A 16,942-nucleotide genomic window follows, 5' to 3' on the forward strand; every position below is an offset into this window, starting at 1 on the left:
ACCGGAAAAATTTATTGATTTTCTTAAAATTTATTGGATTTCTCGATAAATTGACAAAAATAGGACATGATTGGAAACAAATTAACCATTGGGGTGGATGGGACGAATGGGGTGAATGGGGTGGATGATGATGGTAAATGGTGTGGATGAGGTGGATGATGATGGGAATGGGGTGAATGGGGTGGATGGGGTGGATGGGGTGGATGATGATGGGAATGGGGCGAATGGGGCGGATGATATATATAATAATGTATAGGGCAGGATGTGAAAAATTTTAACCTACAAACCAAATCGACAAGAGAAAAACGCGGTGGGCTTTGGTTGTTTGGGTTTTATTCCCTACTTTTGCCATTGTTTTTCATGTTAAAAGTGTTTGTATTATGAAAACGGAGAGAGAAAGACGGGCCACACGCGTGACGCTTTACGGTGCGGCAGTGAATATCATACTTGTCATCTTCAAGCTCATAGCCGGATTCGTGGGACAGTCGGCGGCCATGATCGCCGACGGCATCCACTCGCTCAGCGACCTACTCACCGATGCTGTGGTGATAATCTTCATGCGGCTGAGCTCAAGGCCTCAGGACGAGGACCACGACTATGGTCACGGGAAATACGAGACACTGGCCACGGCCATCATCGGCATGGCGCTGTTCGTCGTCGGACTTGGGATATGCTACGGCGGAGTGGTGAAAATCTGGGCGGCACTACAGGGTAACAGCTTGCAGCAGCCGGGATGGATAGCCCTCGTGGCTGCGCTCGTCAGCGTGGCCCTGAAGGAATGGTGCTACCAGTTCACCGTCCGTACGGGGCGAGCCATAGAGAGCGAGACGGTGGTGGCCAACGCATGGCATCACCGCAGCGACGCACTGTCGTCGGTGGGCACGGCGATAGGCATCGGCGGAGCCATCGTCCTCGGACCGTCGTGGGCAGTCCTCGACCCCATCGCTGCCGTCATCGTCAGTGTGCTGATTATCATCACGGCGTGGAAGCTGATGGCCAACGCCCTCGGCGAGCTGCTCGAGAAGAGTCTGCCGGAGGCCATCGAGACCGACATCGAGCATACTGTCACCGAGGACCCGACGCTCAGCGACATCCACCATCTGCGCACGCGCCGCATAGGCAACCACATAGCCATAGAGATGCACGTCCGCGTGCCCGGCGAGATGACCGTCAGCGATGCCCATCAGGTTGTCACCAAGGCCGAGAGACGCCTCCGCGACCGCTTCGGTGCCGGAACATTCATCAGCATCCACATGGAGCCGAGGAAAGAAGAGGAGGCAGGGGAATAGAGCCGAGGGACTACAGATTATATAGGCACCGAGAGGACGCTATGGGCCTCAATAGGGCTTTATAGGGGGCTATAGGGCCATAGGGGGCTATAGGGCTTTATAGGGTCTTATAGCTTTTATGGCTTCGCAGAGAAGTGCTTACGTGCCTCCTCCATATCTTGGACGGTCTCCATTGTTCCGACATACTGGCCGTGGGAATCGCGGACGGCATGATAGGTGACGAGGGTGGCTCGCTGGTTCTTCTCCATCCACACCGACACACTGTTGCGCTTGCCGGAACGGAGGTCGGCGATGATGGCGCGGACCATCGGCTCTATCTTCGGCGGATGGCAGGAGAACACCTCACGGCCGAGGGCCGACAGCGGACGGTTGAACACCTTAGCCGAGAACGGCTGGTTGAAATAGCGGTTGATATTCCCGGCATCGACGAAGGTCACCTCCATCGGGAGGGTATCGAGGAGGGCTATGAGCTGGCTGAGCGTTAGCGAGCCGCCGGGCATGTCGACACGCAGTTCGTCGGTAGTGCCGTCTTCAGAGCCACTGCGCTTTTCCTTTTCGGCCATGAGGAGGGCCTCGCCGTCCTGCCACGGCTCACCCTCGACGTCAAGGCAGGTCGGATAAGCCTTGCTGTCGACGTATATCTGCCGCCATTCCTCATCGGTGAAGTTAGCCGTGCAGACGGGGAAGAGGATGCGGTTCTCCTTGAACGTCATCTCGTGAGCCCTGCCGATGAGATTGCGCACGCGGTTCTTCCATTCGTCGTCCCGTCCGCCATCCTTCGCTCCCAATCGCAATAATGAAGAGAATTCCGATCGTATCTCGTCGTCGATGGTCCACATCACCTGCGAAGGACCATAGATGCCGTGCTTAGTTTTCAGCAGCGGATAGATGAGGTCGCCCTTCTTGGCGTAGTGAACAGACAATCCACTGGCTCTCAGCAACATAGCAGCCACATCGCCACCCTCGTCCAAAGTCCGCTGAACAGCAGCGAGAGCCTCAACGATGGCATCGTTCTCGCGGTATAGCACTTGCAGAGGATGGCCGGCGACGGCCCGCAGGGCAGCGGTCTTGTCGCGGCTCCCGGCAGCCTGACCGACCATCATCTCCTCCTGGCCGTGGTGCAGACCATGGTGTAAGTCGTTGACTTCCTGCTTCTTATGGAAGAGAGCGGAATGCACATCGCACAGTTTTTTCACGTCGTTGACCGACTGTCCCTTGCCGATGAGCTCCTGCTCGGCGCGCATGATGTCGTTGGCGGGAACATCCTTAAAGCGACTGACGAAATCGGCGCGCACGCTCTCCAACGACTCGCCCTGGTTCAGACGCGTGAGAAGCTGCTTGATTTCGGAGGTGGTGTCGGCAGCAGGGGCTTGCTCCGCCTTCGACGGCTGTTCGTCAGTCAGAGGCCCATAGCCCACGACGGCGAACCCATTATCGCGCAGAGCCCCAACGATAGCCTCCATGCCGATGCCGCGCATGGATGCGCCCTGGGGGATGGTCATGAGTTTTCCGACCGACAGTCGGATGGCTTTCTTCTTAATCTCGCTGAAACCGAGTGCCGCCAAGATGTCGATAATCTCGGGATGCGCCTGTGTGAGTTGGTAAACGGTCTGGGTGAGGTCTATTTTCTTCTCCATAATAATATAGGTGTTGTTTCTGTTTTTGTTCATTATTTCTCTATTGTCCCGACGGCAAAATCCATACCATAGTTCTTTCGACGAGAAAAAAGATCATTTCCGGCAACAAATGTTATTCCCCGCCCATCGGAGGTGCGGATCTTAGATTTAATTTTTATTGACATGGCAAGATTACTGCATTTGTTGTCTCCGACAGAAGCATGGCTCTTTTCATTAGCCAGTATTATTTATCAAGGTCGTGGAGCAACAAGAGAATGCCGATGATATATTGTTAAGATAATTCAAATTATTCCATCTATTACACCATCATCGTACAGCGTTGATTATCAATAGATTACTAATACATGCCGTTTAGCGTTCTAAAAACGACCATTTTAGGACGCAAAACGGTCCGTTTCGCGAGCTGAAACGGACCGTTTGGGAAGCCGAAATGATATGTTTGGCAACAGTGTAAAGATATTTCGCTGTCCATCTATTATCATGTTGCCCTTTCCGGACTGTAAGTATGATAGAGATGACACCCTGCTATTGATTAATATCTGCACCATAGAACCCATCTGAGGAGAGGGGCTCAATTGTTATGCCGTGTCTGCCAAAGAGCTCATTTCCGGTGTATGAAAGGTTGGGTTAAGGGCCACCAACAATAGGCAACGATTTTCTCCGTCCTCGCAGCAGCGGGAAATTTGTTTAGAATCTTGCACGCTGCTGCGAGGTATGTATTTTGAATTTTAACAATATGCAACGATTTGCTCCGTCCTCGCTGCTGCTGGAAATTTGTTTAGAATCTTGTCCGCTGCTGGTAGGACGGGGATAAACCCCGTTGCCAACTGCGGAGCATTTACCTTACTAAAGTTTCCCACTTGGAGAACCCCTTTATAAAAAGGCTTTCCCAAAGGGTATGCGCATCTTTAACTTTTCAAAAAACTTTTTATGAGCAGTAGAATATTGCATTATCGGACTTCTCCTTTTAAGGTCATTTGCCCTTTCACATTTATTAAGCACTTGTTAAACTACTTTGTTTATGGGCATCCTGCTATTTGAACTTTTCAGAAACCCCTTGTTTATGGGCATTTTGAACAAGTGGGAAACTTTAGTTATCTTAGCCGGTTCAAAGGTATCGACTTCATCGACAAGCACTACGACTATGCCCACACGCAGTCGTTCGAGTCGACGGTGGACGATATTGCCATGTTGTGCAGAAGAATGGGAGGGGAACTGAAATGAAGCTATACCACCTTCATTAACACAACCGGCTATTATACCCCCATAGTGAAGACGTGTCTGGCATTTACAGCAAGGGTCTATATTATGTTTATGGCAGACCATGACCTACCTCCATGGAGGCGGATCATGTTTTTTTTACATAAGCTTATGCTTCTAAGAAATACACCTTCAACGCTCACGGATAATATCCACCCAATCCTTATCAAAATGTATAGTGTCCAAAATATCATCCTTGGTTAGAAGAGGCGGTCTTTTAATCCTGAACTTTACAGCATTCTTGGGCACAGCGGAGTGGATAGTGAATTGTGAGCCATGGGGTTGCCAAGTAAAACAAGTCTCGCCCGTCTCTATGCTTTTTCCTATAAGATTTCCATTTGGATTAACCTCCCAATGGTATTCATTTGTCGCGTACCTATGGTTTTCTTCTTCGTAAATACAATATGACAATAGGTCGTTGGAGCGAATCAAAACAGACGTACGCAGTGGATTATAGTTGTCTTGAGCTATATTAATGCGCTCATTCCATATGCCCAATACGGCAGTACCTGTTTTTTGTATATCCTTATGAGGATCGGTAATGCCATAGGAATAGTCAGGTGAGCAGCGGCCGCTTATTAGTCGCACCCTTTCTGCCTTGAAAGGGTTGGCGTTCTTTACGGTCTTCATAGACCATGCCATCTTGCCCAATACGACATCAGCTATGCCAACTGGAGAATCCAGATGTATGCCGTCAATTGCATCGGCAAAGGCATCGCCCCAATCACTGCCGGAGATGTCTTTTCGTCCAATGTAGAGAAGATGGATAAGATAGCCGCCTATGCTGACCAGCAAGTCGTCGGGCAGCTCGTTGATGGAGTAAGGCTCATTGGTTTGCAGCCTCTTTCCATCCTTGAGTCTTGGATGCTTCATTTTTGTGTCTTTTTATGATTTCATAAATTTTTTCCGCTACCATACGAATCATTGGAATTGCCACAGAATTTCCAGTCTGCCGTCTGATATCCTGATGGGACACTACAATACGGAACTTCTCAGGAAAGCCCTGCAATCTCAGCAATTCTCGTGACGACGGACGTCTGACACCGTTGACAAGCAGGTAATTATAGGAAGCCCCGGTCCTCAGAGCACACGAATAATCAAGCACGGAAATATTACCAGACTTGTTCTCATGCCATATTGAAGGGTAAAAGAGTTTCTTACCCACAGTTTTTTCCTTCCTCTTCTTTATGATATAGTCGGTGGCAAAGAGAGACTTGTCGACCTGACAGTCCGGTTCCAATATTTCGCGCAAATCATATGGCTTTGGCGTGAAGTCAAAATTGAAGGCCTCAAAGTCCGCCTTGTTTAAGAATCCAACAATTATCACGCGCTCTCTCTTCTGTGGCAATCCGAAATCGAGAGCGTTAAGTACTTTCCATTTAACGTAATACCCCAGTTTATCCAAATGGTCAAGAATAACTTTGAAAGTTCTTCCCTTATCATGTCCAACCAACTGCTTGACATTCTCCAACATGATATAAGGAGTGTGATGCACTTTGAGTATTCTCTCAATCTCAAAGAACATAGTACCGCGTGTGTCGGCAAAACCGAGCATCTTACCAATGATGGAAAAAGCCTGGCAGGGGAATCCAGCCAGCAACAAATCGTGGTGAGGAATCATACTGGCGGGAATTTTTGTAATATCACCATATGGCACTACACCGAAGTTGGCAAAATAAGTTTGACAGGCTTTCCTGTCCCACTCAGAAGAGAATACACATTTACCACCTAACTCATCGTAAGGTATCCTTATTCCGCCAATGCCAGCAAAGAGATCGATGAACGTAAACGTGGGATGTACAGGCGCAGGGAAAGGAACGGGCATGAAATCTTTGAACAAGTCGTCCTCAATCGCACTTTCGCAGACAATACCCTCATTTTCTGAAACTTCAAGAGGATAACCCCAATTCAAAAGTTCGGAAGTGATTTCTTCCTTCACATGTGCTCTTCGCTCACGGCTTTCTTTATCATTTCCAACTAAAAAACCGTTGTGAAGCAAATGGGTCAGATGCGGCAGTTTGCCTTCTCCTATTATGTTCTTTTCATATTCCATCATTATGCAAAGTTACTATTAATTTTTGAATGGAAAGCAAAATACCGAGACGTTAACTTTCATTATTTTTCTTTCGACTATAATCATGCTAAAAATCAAACTGCTCTAAACGGAATTGGCTACAAGTCCGATAATAGGTATTTTTTGAAATACCATAAAAAGACCATTAAGCTGATGCCAATAGTGAATTATTTTTACGTCAAATTAGTATGTGTCATTTCAGCATCCTAAACCACATATTCCGTATCCTCATGATACCTCAAAATGTTTTTGTTAACAAATGTATTTTCAGCGGTTTCGGATAAACCCCGCCCCAAGGATGTGTGCAACACATTGATAATCATAATGTTGTCAACGTAATCCACTCGCAGTGGCGGACAGACAACCATTCCACGGGCAAGCGTTAATGATCCACTTGCAGGGGCGGTCATCGTCTCCGTCCGTCCGGTCGACAGACCGAATAAATTAATTCGCCCGTCGCTTACGCAGGATCTCCATATTTTTTTCGGACTGCCCCCTACCCCACCTCCCTGCAAACGATCATCCCTGCGTCCATCCACACAGACCGTCCATTGCGCACCGGCGAATTAACATTTCATCTGTCCGCTTTCCTTACTGACGAAGGTTTTCTTCGTCTCGCCAATCGCCTCACCATCAACCATTTAAGATTTTTCTCGATTAAAATATTCTAATTTACTTGCATTCGGCTCCCGTTTTTATTATCTTTGCATGTGGAATTGCGGAAAGAAGCATTGGACAACTATCAATAATGTATCCGCAATTGCGTGAGGTTTTAAGCTTACAGCCGACAATGAAGATTAGCACCAGACGCCAATGGTATGCGCGGTTTCTGCTGAGCATATTCGTTCCCATTCTGCTGATAGCATCTGTGCATGTCCATCAGCAGGAGACCGACGTGTCGGCAACATGCTACTCCTGTCAGCATCATCTGCATCACAGCGGGCACCTCACAACAGCAACGTTCCACAGCGGCAACTGCGTACTGTGCACGCTGCTGACAATGCCATACGTGGCGGCTACCGTCGTGGCACTGACATTCTTTGCCGTCGCCACAGGGAAGTGCCGGGCACTGCCCACGAGCCACGTCCACAAGGCTGCGTATGGGGTCACGAGTCTGCGGGCACCTCCTGTATTACACTGATAATCACTCGCTTAATCATCATCGGCTACAGACAATGCTCTGTCGCCACATTATCTATTTCAAGAAATTTCAGTGTAAAAACAAGATGAACAGAATATTATCAGTTCTGCTTCTAATCCTCGTTTGTGCAGGTGCGGCAGCAGACCCGATGAAGGGCGACGGTGCCCTCAGCGGAAAGGTTACCGACAAGAGCAGCGGTGAGGCCCTCATCGGTGTGACTATATATTTCCCCGAACTGTCGAGGGGAACGACAACGGATATCGACGGTAAATACTCCATCGGCGACCTGCCGGAGCGGAAACTCAACGTCGAGGTGAGGTACATCGGCCACAAGACCATCGTCACGTCGGTCGATATGGCCACGACAACGCATCTCGACTTCAAACTCGCTGAGAGTGACGCTACTATGCAGGAAGTGGTCGTGACGGGTCTGACGGGAAACATCCTGAAGAAGGACTCGCCGACACCAATAACCGTCGTTGGTGCGGCACAGCTCAACGCCACCCCGTCGACAAATATCATCGACGCCATAAGCAAGCAGCCCGGAGTGGCGCAGATAACCACGGGCAGCGGAATATCGAAACCCGTCATCCGCGGTCTGGGATTCAACCGGGTGGTCGTCGTCAACGATGGTGTCAGACAGGAAGGCAACCAATGGGGTGGCGAACACGGCATAGAGATAGACCCGCAGAGCATCTCGTCGGCAGAAATCCTAAAGGGTCCGGCCTCACTGATGTACGGCAGTGATGCCATGGCGGGGGTGATAATCTTCCACGACGAGGTACTGCCTGCGCCGGGGAAGGTCGTCGCCAACGCTTCGACGGAATATCAGACAAACAACGGCCTCTTCGACTACTCGGTCAACGCCAAAGGAAACAACGGCGGCGTGGTATGGAGCGGACGGTGGTCGGACAAGATGGCACACGCCTATAAGAACCGCTCCGACCAGTATGTCCTCGGTTCGCAATACCGCGAGAGGGCAGCTGAGGGTCTCGTGGGCATAAACCGGAAATGGGGCTACAGCCGGCTGACGCTCGACTACTATCACCTCACGCCGGGAATGGTCGAGGGCGAGCGTGGCTACAGCCACAGCTACGGCAAGAGTCTGCCTTTCCAGCAGGTACACCACTACAAGGCCGTGGCCGAGAATACACTTTTCTTGGGAAAGGGAACGCTAAAGGCTATCATGGCTTATCAGCAGAACAGAAGGCAGGAATTCGAGGACAGCCCCGAGGAGCCGGGACTCGACTTCATGCTGCACACGGTGAACTACGACGTGAAATATAAGCTGCCCATAACCGACAAGCTGAACATGGCTACGGGAATAGGGGGAATGTGGCAGCGGTCACTGAACAAAGGCAGTGAGTATCTCATCCCGGCCTACCAGCTCTTCGACATAGGAGCCTTTGCCACAACGACTTACAACACTGGAAAGTGGGTACTCAGCGGCGGTATGAGAGTCGACAACCGACATCTGCACAGTTTCGAACTGGAGGGCCTCTTCGACAGGTTCAGCCGCGATTTCACCGGTGTGACAGGAAGTGTGGGAGCGGTATACAACGCAACCGAGAACATGACGTTCAGGATGAACGTGGCACGCGGATTCCGGGCTCCGAACCTCGGCGAACTGGCATCGAACGGCGTACACGAGGGAACGGTAACGTACGAGATTGGAAACCACAGTCTGCGACCGGAATACAGCTGGCAGGCCGACCTCGGATGGGACTATACGTCGAAGATGCTCACAACGTCGCTGGCCATCTTCACCAACTTTATCGACAATTATATCTTCACACAGAAACTCGACGGAGTAAAGACGGATGGCTACGACACATATAAATATATACAGGGCGACGCAAGACTGATTGGAGGTGAGGCATCGGTCGACTTCCATCCCGTCGACCGTCTGCACTGGGCGAACACGTTCTCATACGTCAACAGCGTGCAACTGCACCAGCCCGCCGACTCGAAATACCTGCCCTACACGCCGGCACCTCGGTGGACGGCCGACATCAGATACGATATCGTACGCGACGGAACGACCCTCAACAACGCCTACGCGGCCGTACAGATGGAGTGCAACCTGCGACAGAACCATTATTATGCGCTCAACGGAACGGAGACGGCGACACCGTCGTACACTCTCTTCAACGTCCTCGCCGGTACCGACATCCGCACCAACGGCAAGAAACGGGCAAGCATATACCTGTCGTGCAACAACATCTTCGACCGGATATACCAGAGCCACCTCAGCCGACTGAAGTATCTCGGAGTCAATCCCGCCAACGGACGCACAGGAATCTTCAATATGGGTCGCAACTTCACGGTGAAGGTGATGATACCTATCGAGATATAAAACAAATAGATTTGTGTCTCCGGTGATATAACGTCATGATGCCCAACGAGTCTTCTCTCTCATCCGCTGAAAGTCAACATGCCACTTGCCGGAGGCGCAATTAATCGCCATAGAACTGGAGAACTGGTCCAGTCGATATTCTTTTGACAGAGATAGACAATCATTCCGCAGGCAAGCGTTAATGCCCCACTTGCGGGGACGATTGACAACCATCCGTCGAGCAAGCGTTAATGCCCCCTATGCTGGCGCGAATAGACAACCAATCCCCGGGCAAGCGTTAATGATTCATTTGCAGGGGCGGCCCTCGTGGCCGTCCGGTCGGTCGTCAGACCGAATCTCTAATTTTATTTCGGACGGCCCCTAACTCAGCCTATCCGCATCCTGCAGTGGGTGTGTGCTGCGACAGTTTAATCATCAAGGTATTACCGCTATGATATTAATGCATGCAACACATTGACAACTAACGTGTTGCACACATCCACCGTAGGGGCGGGGTTTATCCCCGTCCTACCAGCAGCGGGGTGTTTATTTTGAATTTTAACCAAATGCAACAATTTTCTCCGTCCTCGCAGCTGCGGGGTGTTTATTTTGGATTTTAACTATATGCAACGATTTTCCCAGTCCTCGCTGCTGCGGGAAATTTGTTTAGAATCTTGTCCGTTGTTGGTAGGACGGGGATAAACCGAAGCTGCTGAAAATACATTTGTTAACAAAAACTGTAAGCAAGCATTTATCTTTGACCGCATAAAAAGGGGTAAATTAAAGAAAATACGGCTTCTTTTCGCATCGTAGTCAGCTAAAAGTTACAAATTGAAAGATTTTTGCTATACCCCTCTGTTTTTGGGGTACTTTTTCAGCAGCTTCCCTTTATGGCCGTCCGGTCGGTCGTAAGGACCGCATCTCTGTTGACTCAGTCTGTTTTAAAGGTTTTCCTTTGTGTCAGCGCCAAGATCCGACGGAGGAGGATCTGCCATTTGTGGTTTGAGGGCGGTGAGAGGCCCAGCCTCTCACAAGCCTTCAAACCACAAATGGCAAAGGGCGAAAGCCCTTGGCGCTGACAACAGGGTTTTATTGGTTTTGGTCACAAAAACCCTTGGCACTGACACAAAGGTTTGTTATGGCTTTGGTCACAAATGCCCTTGGCGCTGACAACAGGGTTTTATGGCTTTGGTCACAAAAGCCCTTGGCGCTGACACAAAGGATTTTTATGGTTTTGGGTTCAATTTATGATTGTCCATTTAACCGTTCTTCGTTCAAGGGAGTTACATTTCCAATGCGCCACCCCAAATCGTCATCGACAAACGATAATGAGCTGATAATCAGAATAGAGATTTATGTTTTAATGAAAAGTGATAAAGTTAAGGAAAGATGTGATTAAATGGGATGGTAGATTAATATTCACCTCCGGCCGTTTGGCTCATTGTGGGAATTTGTGTACCTTTGCCGTCGAAAACGGAAATACAATGACAGAAGAACATCAATCAACAGTGGCAAGGCTCATCGAGCTTGCCATAGAATACGACAAAGGCGATGCACGACGCATCCACCATTTCCTGAAAGTTCACGACTTTGCAGCCACTATAGGCCGCTTAGAGAATATCGACGAACCAACACAGTTCATCCTTGAGTCGGCAGCCGTCGTCCACGACATCGGCATCCACAACGCCGAGAAGCGGTGGGGCAACAGCCACGGCCACTATCAGGAGATAGAGGGTCCGACGGTGGCCAAGGAGCTCCTCGCGAAGACCGGAGCGTACACTGCCGACGAGATCGACCGCATCTGCTATCTCGTTGGCCATCACCACACTTACGTCAACGTCGACGGCATCGACTACCGCATTCTTCTCGAGGCCGACTTCCTCGTCAACGCCTACGAGGACGAAATGTCGGTACACGCCCGCCGCACCTTCGAGGAGCGGGTCTTCCGCACGGCTGCCGGCAAGCGGCTGCTCGAACTGGAGTTTGACGATTGTGAGGCTGCCGCTAACGAAAGTGAAACTACTGAAAATAAGACTGTTACAGAACGCGACACTGCTGCCGATGAACAGAAATGATGACACGATGGGCGGCACCCGGAGTGCAACCAAAGGGAAAAGGATTGACGAGCTCGACCTGCTGAAGTGTCTGTTCATCCTTCTTATGATTGCCTTTCACCTGGCCTATTTCGGCGACGGCCACCCCTACGTCAAGAATTTTGTCTACACCTTTCACATGCCGGGATTTCTGCTTATCTCCGGCTATCTGATGAATGTCGACAAACCCGTGCGTGCCTTTGCCCGCACACTGTTGTGGCTCCTCGTTCCCTATGTCGTCATGGAGTCGGGCTATGTCGTGATGGCCTCTGTCCTCCCCATTCGCGACCACATCAGCGGACTCACTCCGGCAGTATTCCTGTCGAAACTCTTTCTCCATCCGCTTGGCCCGTATTGGTATCTGCACACGCTAATCATCTGTAGGGCAATCTATTACGCAACATTCCGGTGGATACGCTTGTCTACTCTGTCGCGGTTTATCATCATCGGAATGGCCTTCTATGGTCTGAGCGTTGCCGGACTGGTGTCGGCGGGGTGCGTACTTTATTTCTTACTCGGAGCCGTCGTACGCCAGAGCCGTCAGCCGTTTCTCAGCATTTTTCATGGGTCGTGGCTGGCTGCGGTGCCTCTTTTGGTGCTGTTTCTGAGTCCGTCGTGCTTCAACCGCGAATCGCTTGGCGGAGTGCTGATAGTCTATCTGACCATCAGTCTGGCCTTGGCCGCATTCCCTTACATCCGCCGGTCGCGCCGTCTGTGGCTGTTTCTCGGCCGCAACTCGCTCGTACTTTATATCTTTTCGCCTCTGTTCACCATTTGCTGCAAGGCATTCATTCCTTTCCTTGCCTTCGACGGCACCCGCATGCTGTTTCTCCTTGTATCGTTGCCGGTATGCGTCGGCGGCAGTCTCGCAGTGGCCCGCTTGCTCGATATCGTCCACCTGTCGCCGCTGCTGTTTGGCCGCAAGAGGAGTCTGATATAAGATATTCAATGAATAAACTATGTTCTAATACCCGTTTCTGCTTCTGACAATAAAAAAGTTATAATGATAAAACAAAACGAATTAAGATGAGCGGTAATAATCCCATCAATATTCTTTCAGTAATCCACGCTTATTCGACAAAGACGGTCGATTGCGCACTGGCTCATTCATTAGTCGACACCACTTATTCCCTGCTATTCAATGGGGTAGCAGGAGGATATACAATTACAGAAATTCAGCCTACTTCTGACAGCAAATTGTATTAAGAAACGAACTTATAAGCCCAATTTGACATTATCAAAGACATGTCTCGTGGCTTAAAAGTTTATTTAATTAGTCCTTTACCAGTTTCCCATGCTTCACTACGATGCATCAAATCTCGTTCGATGTATTTATGGAAAATGACATGATAACCATCTTGTTTTTTAAAAATAGTAGCTTTAAATTGTACATCATTGTGAGTTTTACGGCCCACAAATGGAATGTATTGTCCTTGGTAAGAGTGAATACCATTAACGGATGTGCCTCCATTATTTGGATCAACTCCAACACTTTTAATAATTATAGACTGCGGAATATACACCTTCCCTTCGAAACACGAACTGTAACAGTTTAGACAAAAGGTTTCCAATATGCTTTTAACTGTTGGAACTGATAATACATTTGCAGTTTGAGCATTGCAAAAACCGCAGATAGCTATGGCAAGAATAATAAGAAATTTTCTCATATATCTTTTTAAGTTTTTTTTCAATCTACACTTTCTAAATTAGTGACAATAGGGAAATTCGTATTGAATGTTTGCACACATTAGCGTGCGATTCAATGTGCGACCTCTTGTAGCACTGCGAAAATCCACAGATTTTCAACTATAGAATATGTATAAATTCTTTCTTAACCAACTATGTTTTTGAGTGAAGGCAGTAATAGTCAACAGCTCACCTGCAAAGATAGACATGTTTTTTTATAAATGCAACAAAACTTATGGAAATTTACAAATAAAATTGCCGTGTACGCAAACAAAATAAAGAACTAAGATGGCAGCCCGCCAAAGAGGAATAACAGCAGACCTGTATAACAAGAAAGCAATCCCTGCTCTGCCATGAAATACTGTACTTCCGACACCGGTGTTTCTTGTATAAGGAATTACTAAAATTGATTATCTACAGGTTATATACATATTATAGCGACTTATGTGACACATCGGCGAGATCAGGACTGCCGATAACAACGGATAAGGAAAGAACCATATTTCCGCTTACGGCACATCGCGTTCTTTATCGTAATCCCCATCACACGTTGCCGAGATACACGTGTTTTATGCCCTCGGCCTTGGCCATCATTTCCGCCTTGCGCATCTCGTCGAGAGGGGTAGGACAGGCATCCATCATCTTATATGCCGGGAAGAAGCGCGTGATGTGAAGGGGGCAGTCGGCGAGGCCGTTTTCCTTCATCCAGCGGAACATTTTCTGTTGCATCCCCGCGTCGGTGTTGATGCCGGGAATGAGGAGCATGGTTATCTCGAGATGCACACCCATCTCCTTGAGAATGAGGAGTGTACGGAGGACAGGAGCGAGCCGCGCGTGGTTGAAATGGCGGTAGGTATCGTCGGAGAATGATTTCAGGTCGATATTTGCGGCGTCGAGGAATGGGGCGAGCATGCGCAGGGGCTCCTCATCAACAAATCCGGCACTGACGAGGACATTATTTATTCCTGCTTCGTGGGCTTTCGTGGCCGTGGCGTAGAGATATTCAAACCAAGTGAGGGGCTCGGTGTAAGTGTAAGCGATTGTAGGCAGGCGATGATCCTTGGCCAAAGCAACAATGTCGTCGGGTGAACAGTCGTAACATCCTTGTTCACCGTGACTTGCCTGCGATATCATACTGTTCTGACAGTTCGGACAGCGAAGGTTACAGCCCGTGCAGGCTATCGACAAGCAGCGAGTGCCGGGATGCCATTCGGCAAGGGGTTTCTTCTCTATCGGGTCGTCGGCGATGGCGCAGGGGTGCCCGTAAACTAACGAGTAGAGTTTTCCACCGATGTTCTTCCTCGACCGGCACAGACCCGACTGGCCCTCGCCGATGCGGCATCCGTGAGGACAAAGACGGCAGCGGACGCTGTCGCCATCGATGTCATAAAACATACATTCTTTCATGTCTTCGTTCATTTCAAGATGAAACCGGAGTGGTTCTGAATCAGCATATTATGGTTTCAAGGCCTGATTGGAATCGCTTTATCTTCAGAGCAAAATATTTTCCGGTCAAGGCCTGTATCGGTTTACGAGACTGTCCCAATACCGCTGAGATTCAGAAGATTATGGCCTCGTAGGTGTAGAGATCGGCTGTGCGCCATCCGTCCCAGCCCAATCCGGCCTTGTCCTGGGAGCAGTGGCCGAGGAATTCCTCCTTCGTCCAGTTTACCTCCTTTGCCACCTGTGGCAGGAAGGTGCCGCTGCGTCCACCTTTCTTAATATATATTCCCTGCCGTCCGTAGTCGAACTGGCTGATGTCGGTGATGCGTTTCAGAGGTGTTAAGACACTGATTTCCAATTCGATGTCACTGAGCTCATCCTCAGTAACTGGACGGAAGCGCGGGTCCTCGAAGGCTGCGGCCCTTGCCATCTCCTCCGTCAGCCGCCCCAAAGGAACGTCCTCACCAAAGTGGCCGATACAGCCGCGCAGATGACCGTGCTCGGTGAGCGTAACGAATACCCCCACCCTACTCTCGAATACTGGCGTCGGTGTCACCGGTCGGTGCATCCGTGCCGGTGCAATGGCATTCCAGGCGAGATTCTTCAATTGCTGTTTGTCATTTGCAGTGAGCGTGAACGAATCGGAATCATCAGCCGCCTGGTCATTTTGAATCCTTTTGTCCCGGAAAAGGGCGAATGCATGATAGCCCACAACCTCTTTCTTTCCACCATAGGGTGAATCGCCAGAGTTGAGGTATGCTATGTGCTTGATATGCAGGTCGGAAGCCAAAGTCGTCTTTCCCGACTGCTGGGCCATAGCGAGCATCACAGCTATGGCGCATTGGCCGCAGGCACTCGTATACAAGTTTCTGATGCCCAAATTGCCATTATGCTCCACGGCCTGCTGGAAATTCTCCAAGCTGCCGGTCTCAAGGGCATGACCGGTGCAGCTGTCGACGGTCAGAGCGTCATCGTACGAAGGATAATGACTGAAATCACTGCTGATGACAAAGAGATTATCGGCAGTGAAATACGGTTGCAACGCCTTGGCAATAGCCATCAGACGGTCGGAGTTCTGCGTCCCGATAATGATTGGCACAATCGGCGCAGGGTTCTTCATACGGTATTGAAGCAGAGGCAGTTGTACCTCCAAGCAGTGCTCGCGGTCGTGGGCAGCAGGCACATAGCCGAAGGCACCCGTCTGTTGCAAAGCCATACATGTAGCAGTATCGACATCAACATTACCCAAAGGCGTACTGTAAGCCGAGTATGCCGATGCCACCGACGCACCGTCAAAAGCCACATGATGCGAAGGACCAAGAAGAAAAATCCGCTTATATCGCACTTCCGGGTCGAGCCGCAAGTAAGCTGCCGCGGCCACAGCACCCGAGAACACATATCCCGCATGGGGGACGACAACAGCCTGAACGGTAGTCCTGCCGTCGCGTTCCTCCCGACTAAGAGGGGCCATGGTCTCAGCTTTCTTGTAGCATCGTGCCACCGTCCGTATAAGCGATTCTCTATCAGCGTCGTAGAATTTCCCGGCTACGGCTGCCGGACGAATGTTCTGTGCCATAATGTTTCCTCCCAGCAATGTCAGAATTAGTAATATGATTCTTCCTTTCCAACACATCATTCATATCACAATTTATATGCCAAAGTTAATAGATTCTTTTGAATTAACCAAAATTATTTCGAGATATGTTACCATAACACCCATGCATTCAATTATGATGCTTCTATAGCTACTATAGTTTCAATAGCTTCACAGCTACTATAGCTACTATAGCTTCTATAGACTCTATAGCTCCCTATAGCTCTCTATAAAAGCCTATCCGTTCTATAACCACAAAAAAGGAAGCCCCGAGTGCATTGCTGCTCTCAGGGCTTCCTGGAAAAAAGGCGGCTTCCTACTCTCCCGCATTGCATTGCAGTACCATCGGCGTAAGTGGGCTTAACTTCTCTGTTCGGAATGGGAAGAGGT

The 16,942-nt window shown here is 49.5% G+C and carries 13 protein-coding genes and 1 rRNA gene; 7 read left to right on the forward strand and 7 right to left on the reverse strand.

Annotated features, from left to right (window positions below):
* Positions 1 to 380: 380 nt before the first annotated feature.
* Entirely contained in the window at positions 381 to 1,289 is a 909-nt protein-coding gene (locus LDN30_RS16085) for a cation diffusion facilitator family transporter (RefSeq protein ID WP_223927234.1), read from the forward strand.
* A gap of 116 nt (positions 1,290 to 1,405) precedes the next feature.
* On the opposite strand, the gene LDN30_RS16090 is transcribed toward LDN30_RS16085, so the two are convergent.
* Entirely contained in the window at positions 1,406 to 2,959 is a 1,554-nt protein-coding gene (locus LDN30_RS16090; protein ID WP_223927235.1) for a DUF438 domain-containing protein, read from the reverse strand.
* A 1,047-nt stretch (positions 2,960 to 4,006) separates the two neighbouring features.
* On the opposite strand from LDN30_RS16090, the gene LDN30_RS16095 reads away from it, so the two are divergent.
* On the forward strand, positions 4,007 to 4,150 hold the full coding sequence (locus tag LDN30_RS16095) for a DUF3791 domain-containing protein (RefSeq protein WP_223927236.1): 144 nt from the start codon (positions 4,007 to 4,009) through the stop codon (positions 4,148 to 4,150).
* 168 nt (positions 4,151 to 4,318) lie between these two features.
* Here LDN30_RS16095 and LDN30_RS16100 read toward each other — a convergent pair whose 3' ends face one another.
* Together LDN30_RS16100 and dcm are read right to left on the reverse strand one after the other, a co-directional pair.
* A complete protein-coding gene (locus tag LDN30_RS16100; RefSeq protein WP_223927237.1) occupies positions 4,319 to 5,059 on the reverse strand; it encodes a DUF3775 domain-containing protein in 741 nt (246 codons plus the stop codon).
* Complete coding sequence (gene dcm, locus LDN30_RS16105; protein ID WP_223927238.1) at positions 5,013 to 6,242, reverse strand: DNA (cytosine-5-)-methyltransferase; 1,230 nt, start codon at positions 6,240 to 6,242, stop codon at positions 5,013 to 5,015. Before dcm ends, LDN30_RS16100 begins: the two co-directional genes overlap by 47 nt.
* A gap of 808 nt (positions 6,243 to 7,050) precedes the next feature.
* Here dcm and LDN30_RS16110 point away from each other — a divergent pair.
* The 5 genes from LDN30_RS16110 (at position 7,051) to LDN30_RS16130 (ending at position 12,769) form a co-directional block, all read left to right on the forward strand.
* Entirely contained in the window at positions 7,051 to 7,401 is a 351-nt protein-coding gene (locus LDN30_RS16110; protein ID WP_223927239.1) for a hypothetical protein, read from the forward strand.
* An 85-nt stretch (positions 7,402 to 7,486) separates the two neighbouring features.
* Positions 7,487 to 9,757: a TonB-dependent receptor gene (locus tag LDN30_RS16115; protein ID WP_223927240.1), complete on the forward strand. Its 2,271-nt coding sequence runs from the start codon at positions 7,487 to 7,489 to the stop codon at positions 9,755 to 9,757.
* Between the two features lie 1,048 nt (positions 9,758 to 10,805).
* Positions 10,806 to 11,135, forward strand: coding sequence for a hypothetical protein (locus tag LDN30_RS16120; RefSeq protein WP_223930244.1), 330 nt, complete (start codon positions 10,806 to 10,808; stop codon positions 11,133 to 11,135).
* Between the two features lie 85 nt (positions 11,136 to 11,220).
* Positions 11,221 to 11,811, forward strand: a complete 591-nt coding sequence (locus LDN30_RS16125) for a phosphohydrolase (protein WP_223930245.1) — start codon at positions 11,221 to 11,223, stop codon at positions 11,809 to 11,811.
* Positions 11,750 to 12,769 (forward strand): acyltransferase family protein, encoded by a 1,020-nt coding sequence (locus LDN30_RS16130; protein WP_223930246.1) that lies wholly within the window; start codon positions 11,750 to 11,752, stop codon positions 12,767 to 12,769. The genes LDN30_RS16125 and LDN30_RS16130 overlap by 62 nt, the downstream gene beginning before the upstream one ends.
* A 325-nt stretch (positions 12,770 to 13,094) precedes the next feature.
* On the opposite strand, the gene LDN30_RS16135 is transcribed toward LDN30_RS16130, so the two are convergent.
* The 4 genes from LDN30_RS16135 to rrf all read right to left on the reverse strand — a co-directional run.
* On the reverse strand, positions 13,095 to 13,496 hold the full coding sequence (locus LDN30_RS16135) for a hypothetical protein (RefSeq protein WP_223930247.1): 402 nt from the start codon (positions 13,494 to 13,496) through the stop codon (positions 13,095 to 13,097).
* A 562-nt stretch (positions 13,497 to 14,058) separates the two neighbouring features.
* Positions 14,059 to 14,922 carry an AmmeMemoRadiSam system radical SAM enzyme gene (gene amrS, locus LDN30_RS16140; protein WP_223930248.1) on the reverse strand — a complete coding sequence of 288 codons (864 nt, stop codon included), beginning with the start codon at positions 14,920 to 14,922 and terminating at the stop codon, positions 14,059 to 14,061.
* A gap of 151 nt (positions 14,923 to 15,073) precedes the next feature.
* Positions 15,074 to 16,534, reverse strand: coding sequence for an AmmeMemoRadiSam system protein B (gene amrB, locus LDN30_RS16145; RefSeq protein WP_223930249.1), 1,461 nt, complete (start codon positions 16,532 to 16,534; stop codon positions 15,074 to 15,076).
* Between the two features lie 321 nt (positions 16,535 to 16,855).
* A 5S ribosomal RNA gene (gene rrf, locus LDN30_RS16150) occupies positions 16,856 to 16,942 on the reverse strand; the annotation flags it as partial.

This window comes from Prevotella lacticifex (genome assembly GCF_019973375.1).
GTDB classification, from domain to species: Bacteria; Bacteroidota; Bacteroidia; order Bacteroidales; family Bacteroidaceae; genus Prevotella; species Prevotella lacticifex.

What these genes read in the sequence shown, in the direction of transcription:
- LDN30_RS16115 (WP_223927240.1), top strand. Translation starts at nt 7,487, where the DNA reads ATGAACAGAATATTATCAGTTCTGCTTCTAATCCTCGTTTGTGCAGGT.
- amrS (WP_223930248.1), bottom strand. Translation starts at nt 14,922, where the DNA reads ATGAAAGAATGTATGTTTTATGACATCGATGGCGACAGCGTCCGCTGC.
- LDN30_RS16110 (WP_223927239.1), top strand. Translation starts at nt 7,051, where the DNA reads ATGAAGATTAGCACCAGACGCCAATGGTATGCGCGGTTTCTGCTGAGC.
- LDN30_RS16085 (WP_223927234.1), top strand. Translation starts at nt 381, where the DNA reads ATGAAAACGGAGAGAGAAAGACGGGCCACACGCGTGACGCTTTACGGT.
- LDN30_RS16090 (WP_223927235.1), bottom strand. Translation starts at nt 2,959, where the DNA reads ATGAACAAAAACAGAAACAACACCTATATTATTATGGAGAAGAAAATA.
- dcm (WP_223927238.1), bottom strand. Translation starts at nt 6,242, where the DNA reads ATGATGGAATATGAAAAGAACATAATAGGAGAAGGCAAACTGCCGCAT.
- amrB (WP_223930249.1), bottom strand. Translation starts at nt 16,534, where the DNA reads ATGGCACAGAACATTCGTCCGGCAGCCGTAGCCGGGAAATTCTACGAC.
- LDN30_RS16125 (WP_223930245.1), top strand. Translation starts at nt 11,221, where the DNA reads ATGACAGAAGAACATCAATCAACAGTGGCAAGGCTCATCGAGCTTGCC.
- LDN30_RS16100 (WP_223927237.1), bottom strand. Translation starts at nt 5,059, where the DNA reads ATGAAGCATCCAAGACTCAAGGATGGAAAGAGGCTGCAAACCAATGAG.
- LDN30_RS16135 (WP_223930247.1), bottom strand. Translation starts at nt 13,496, where the DNA reads ATGAGAAAATTTCTTATTATTCTTGCCATAGCTATCTGCGGTTTTTGC.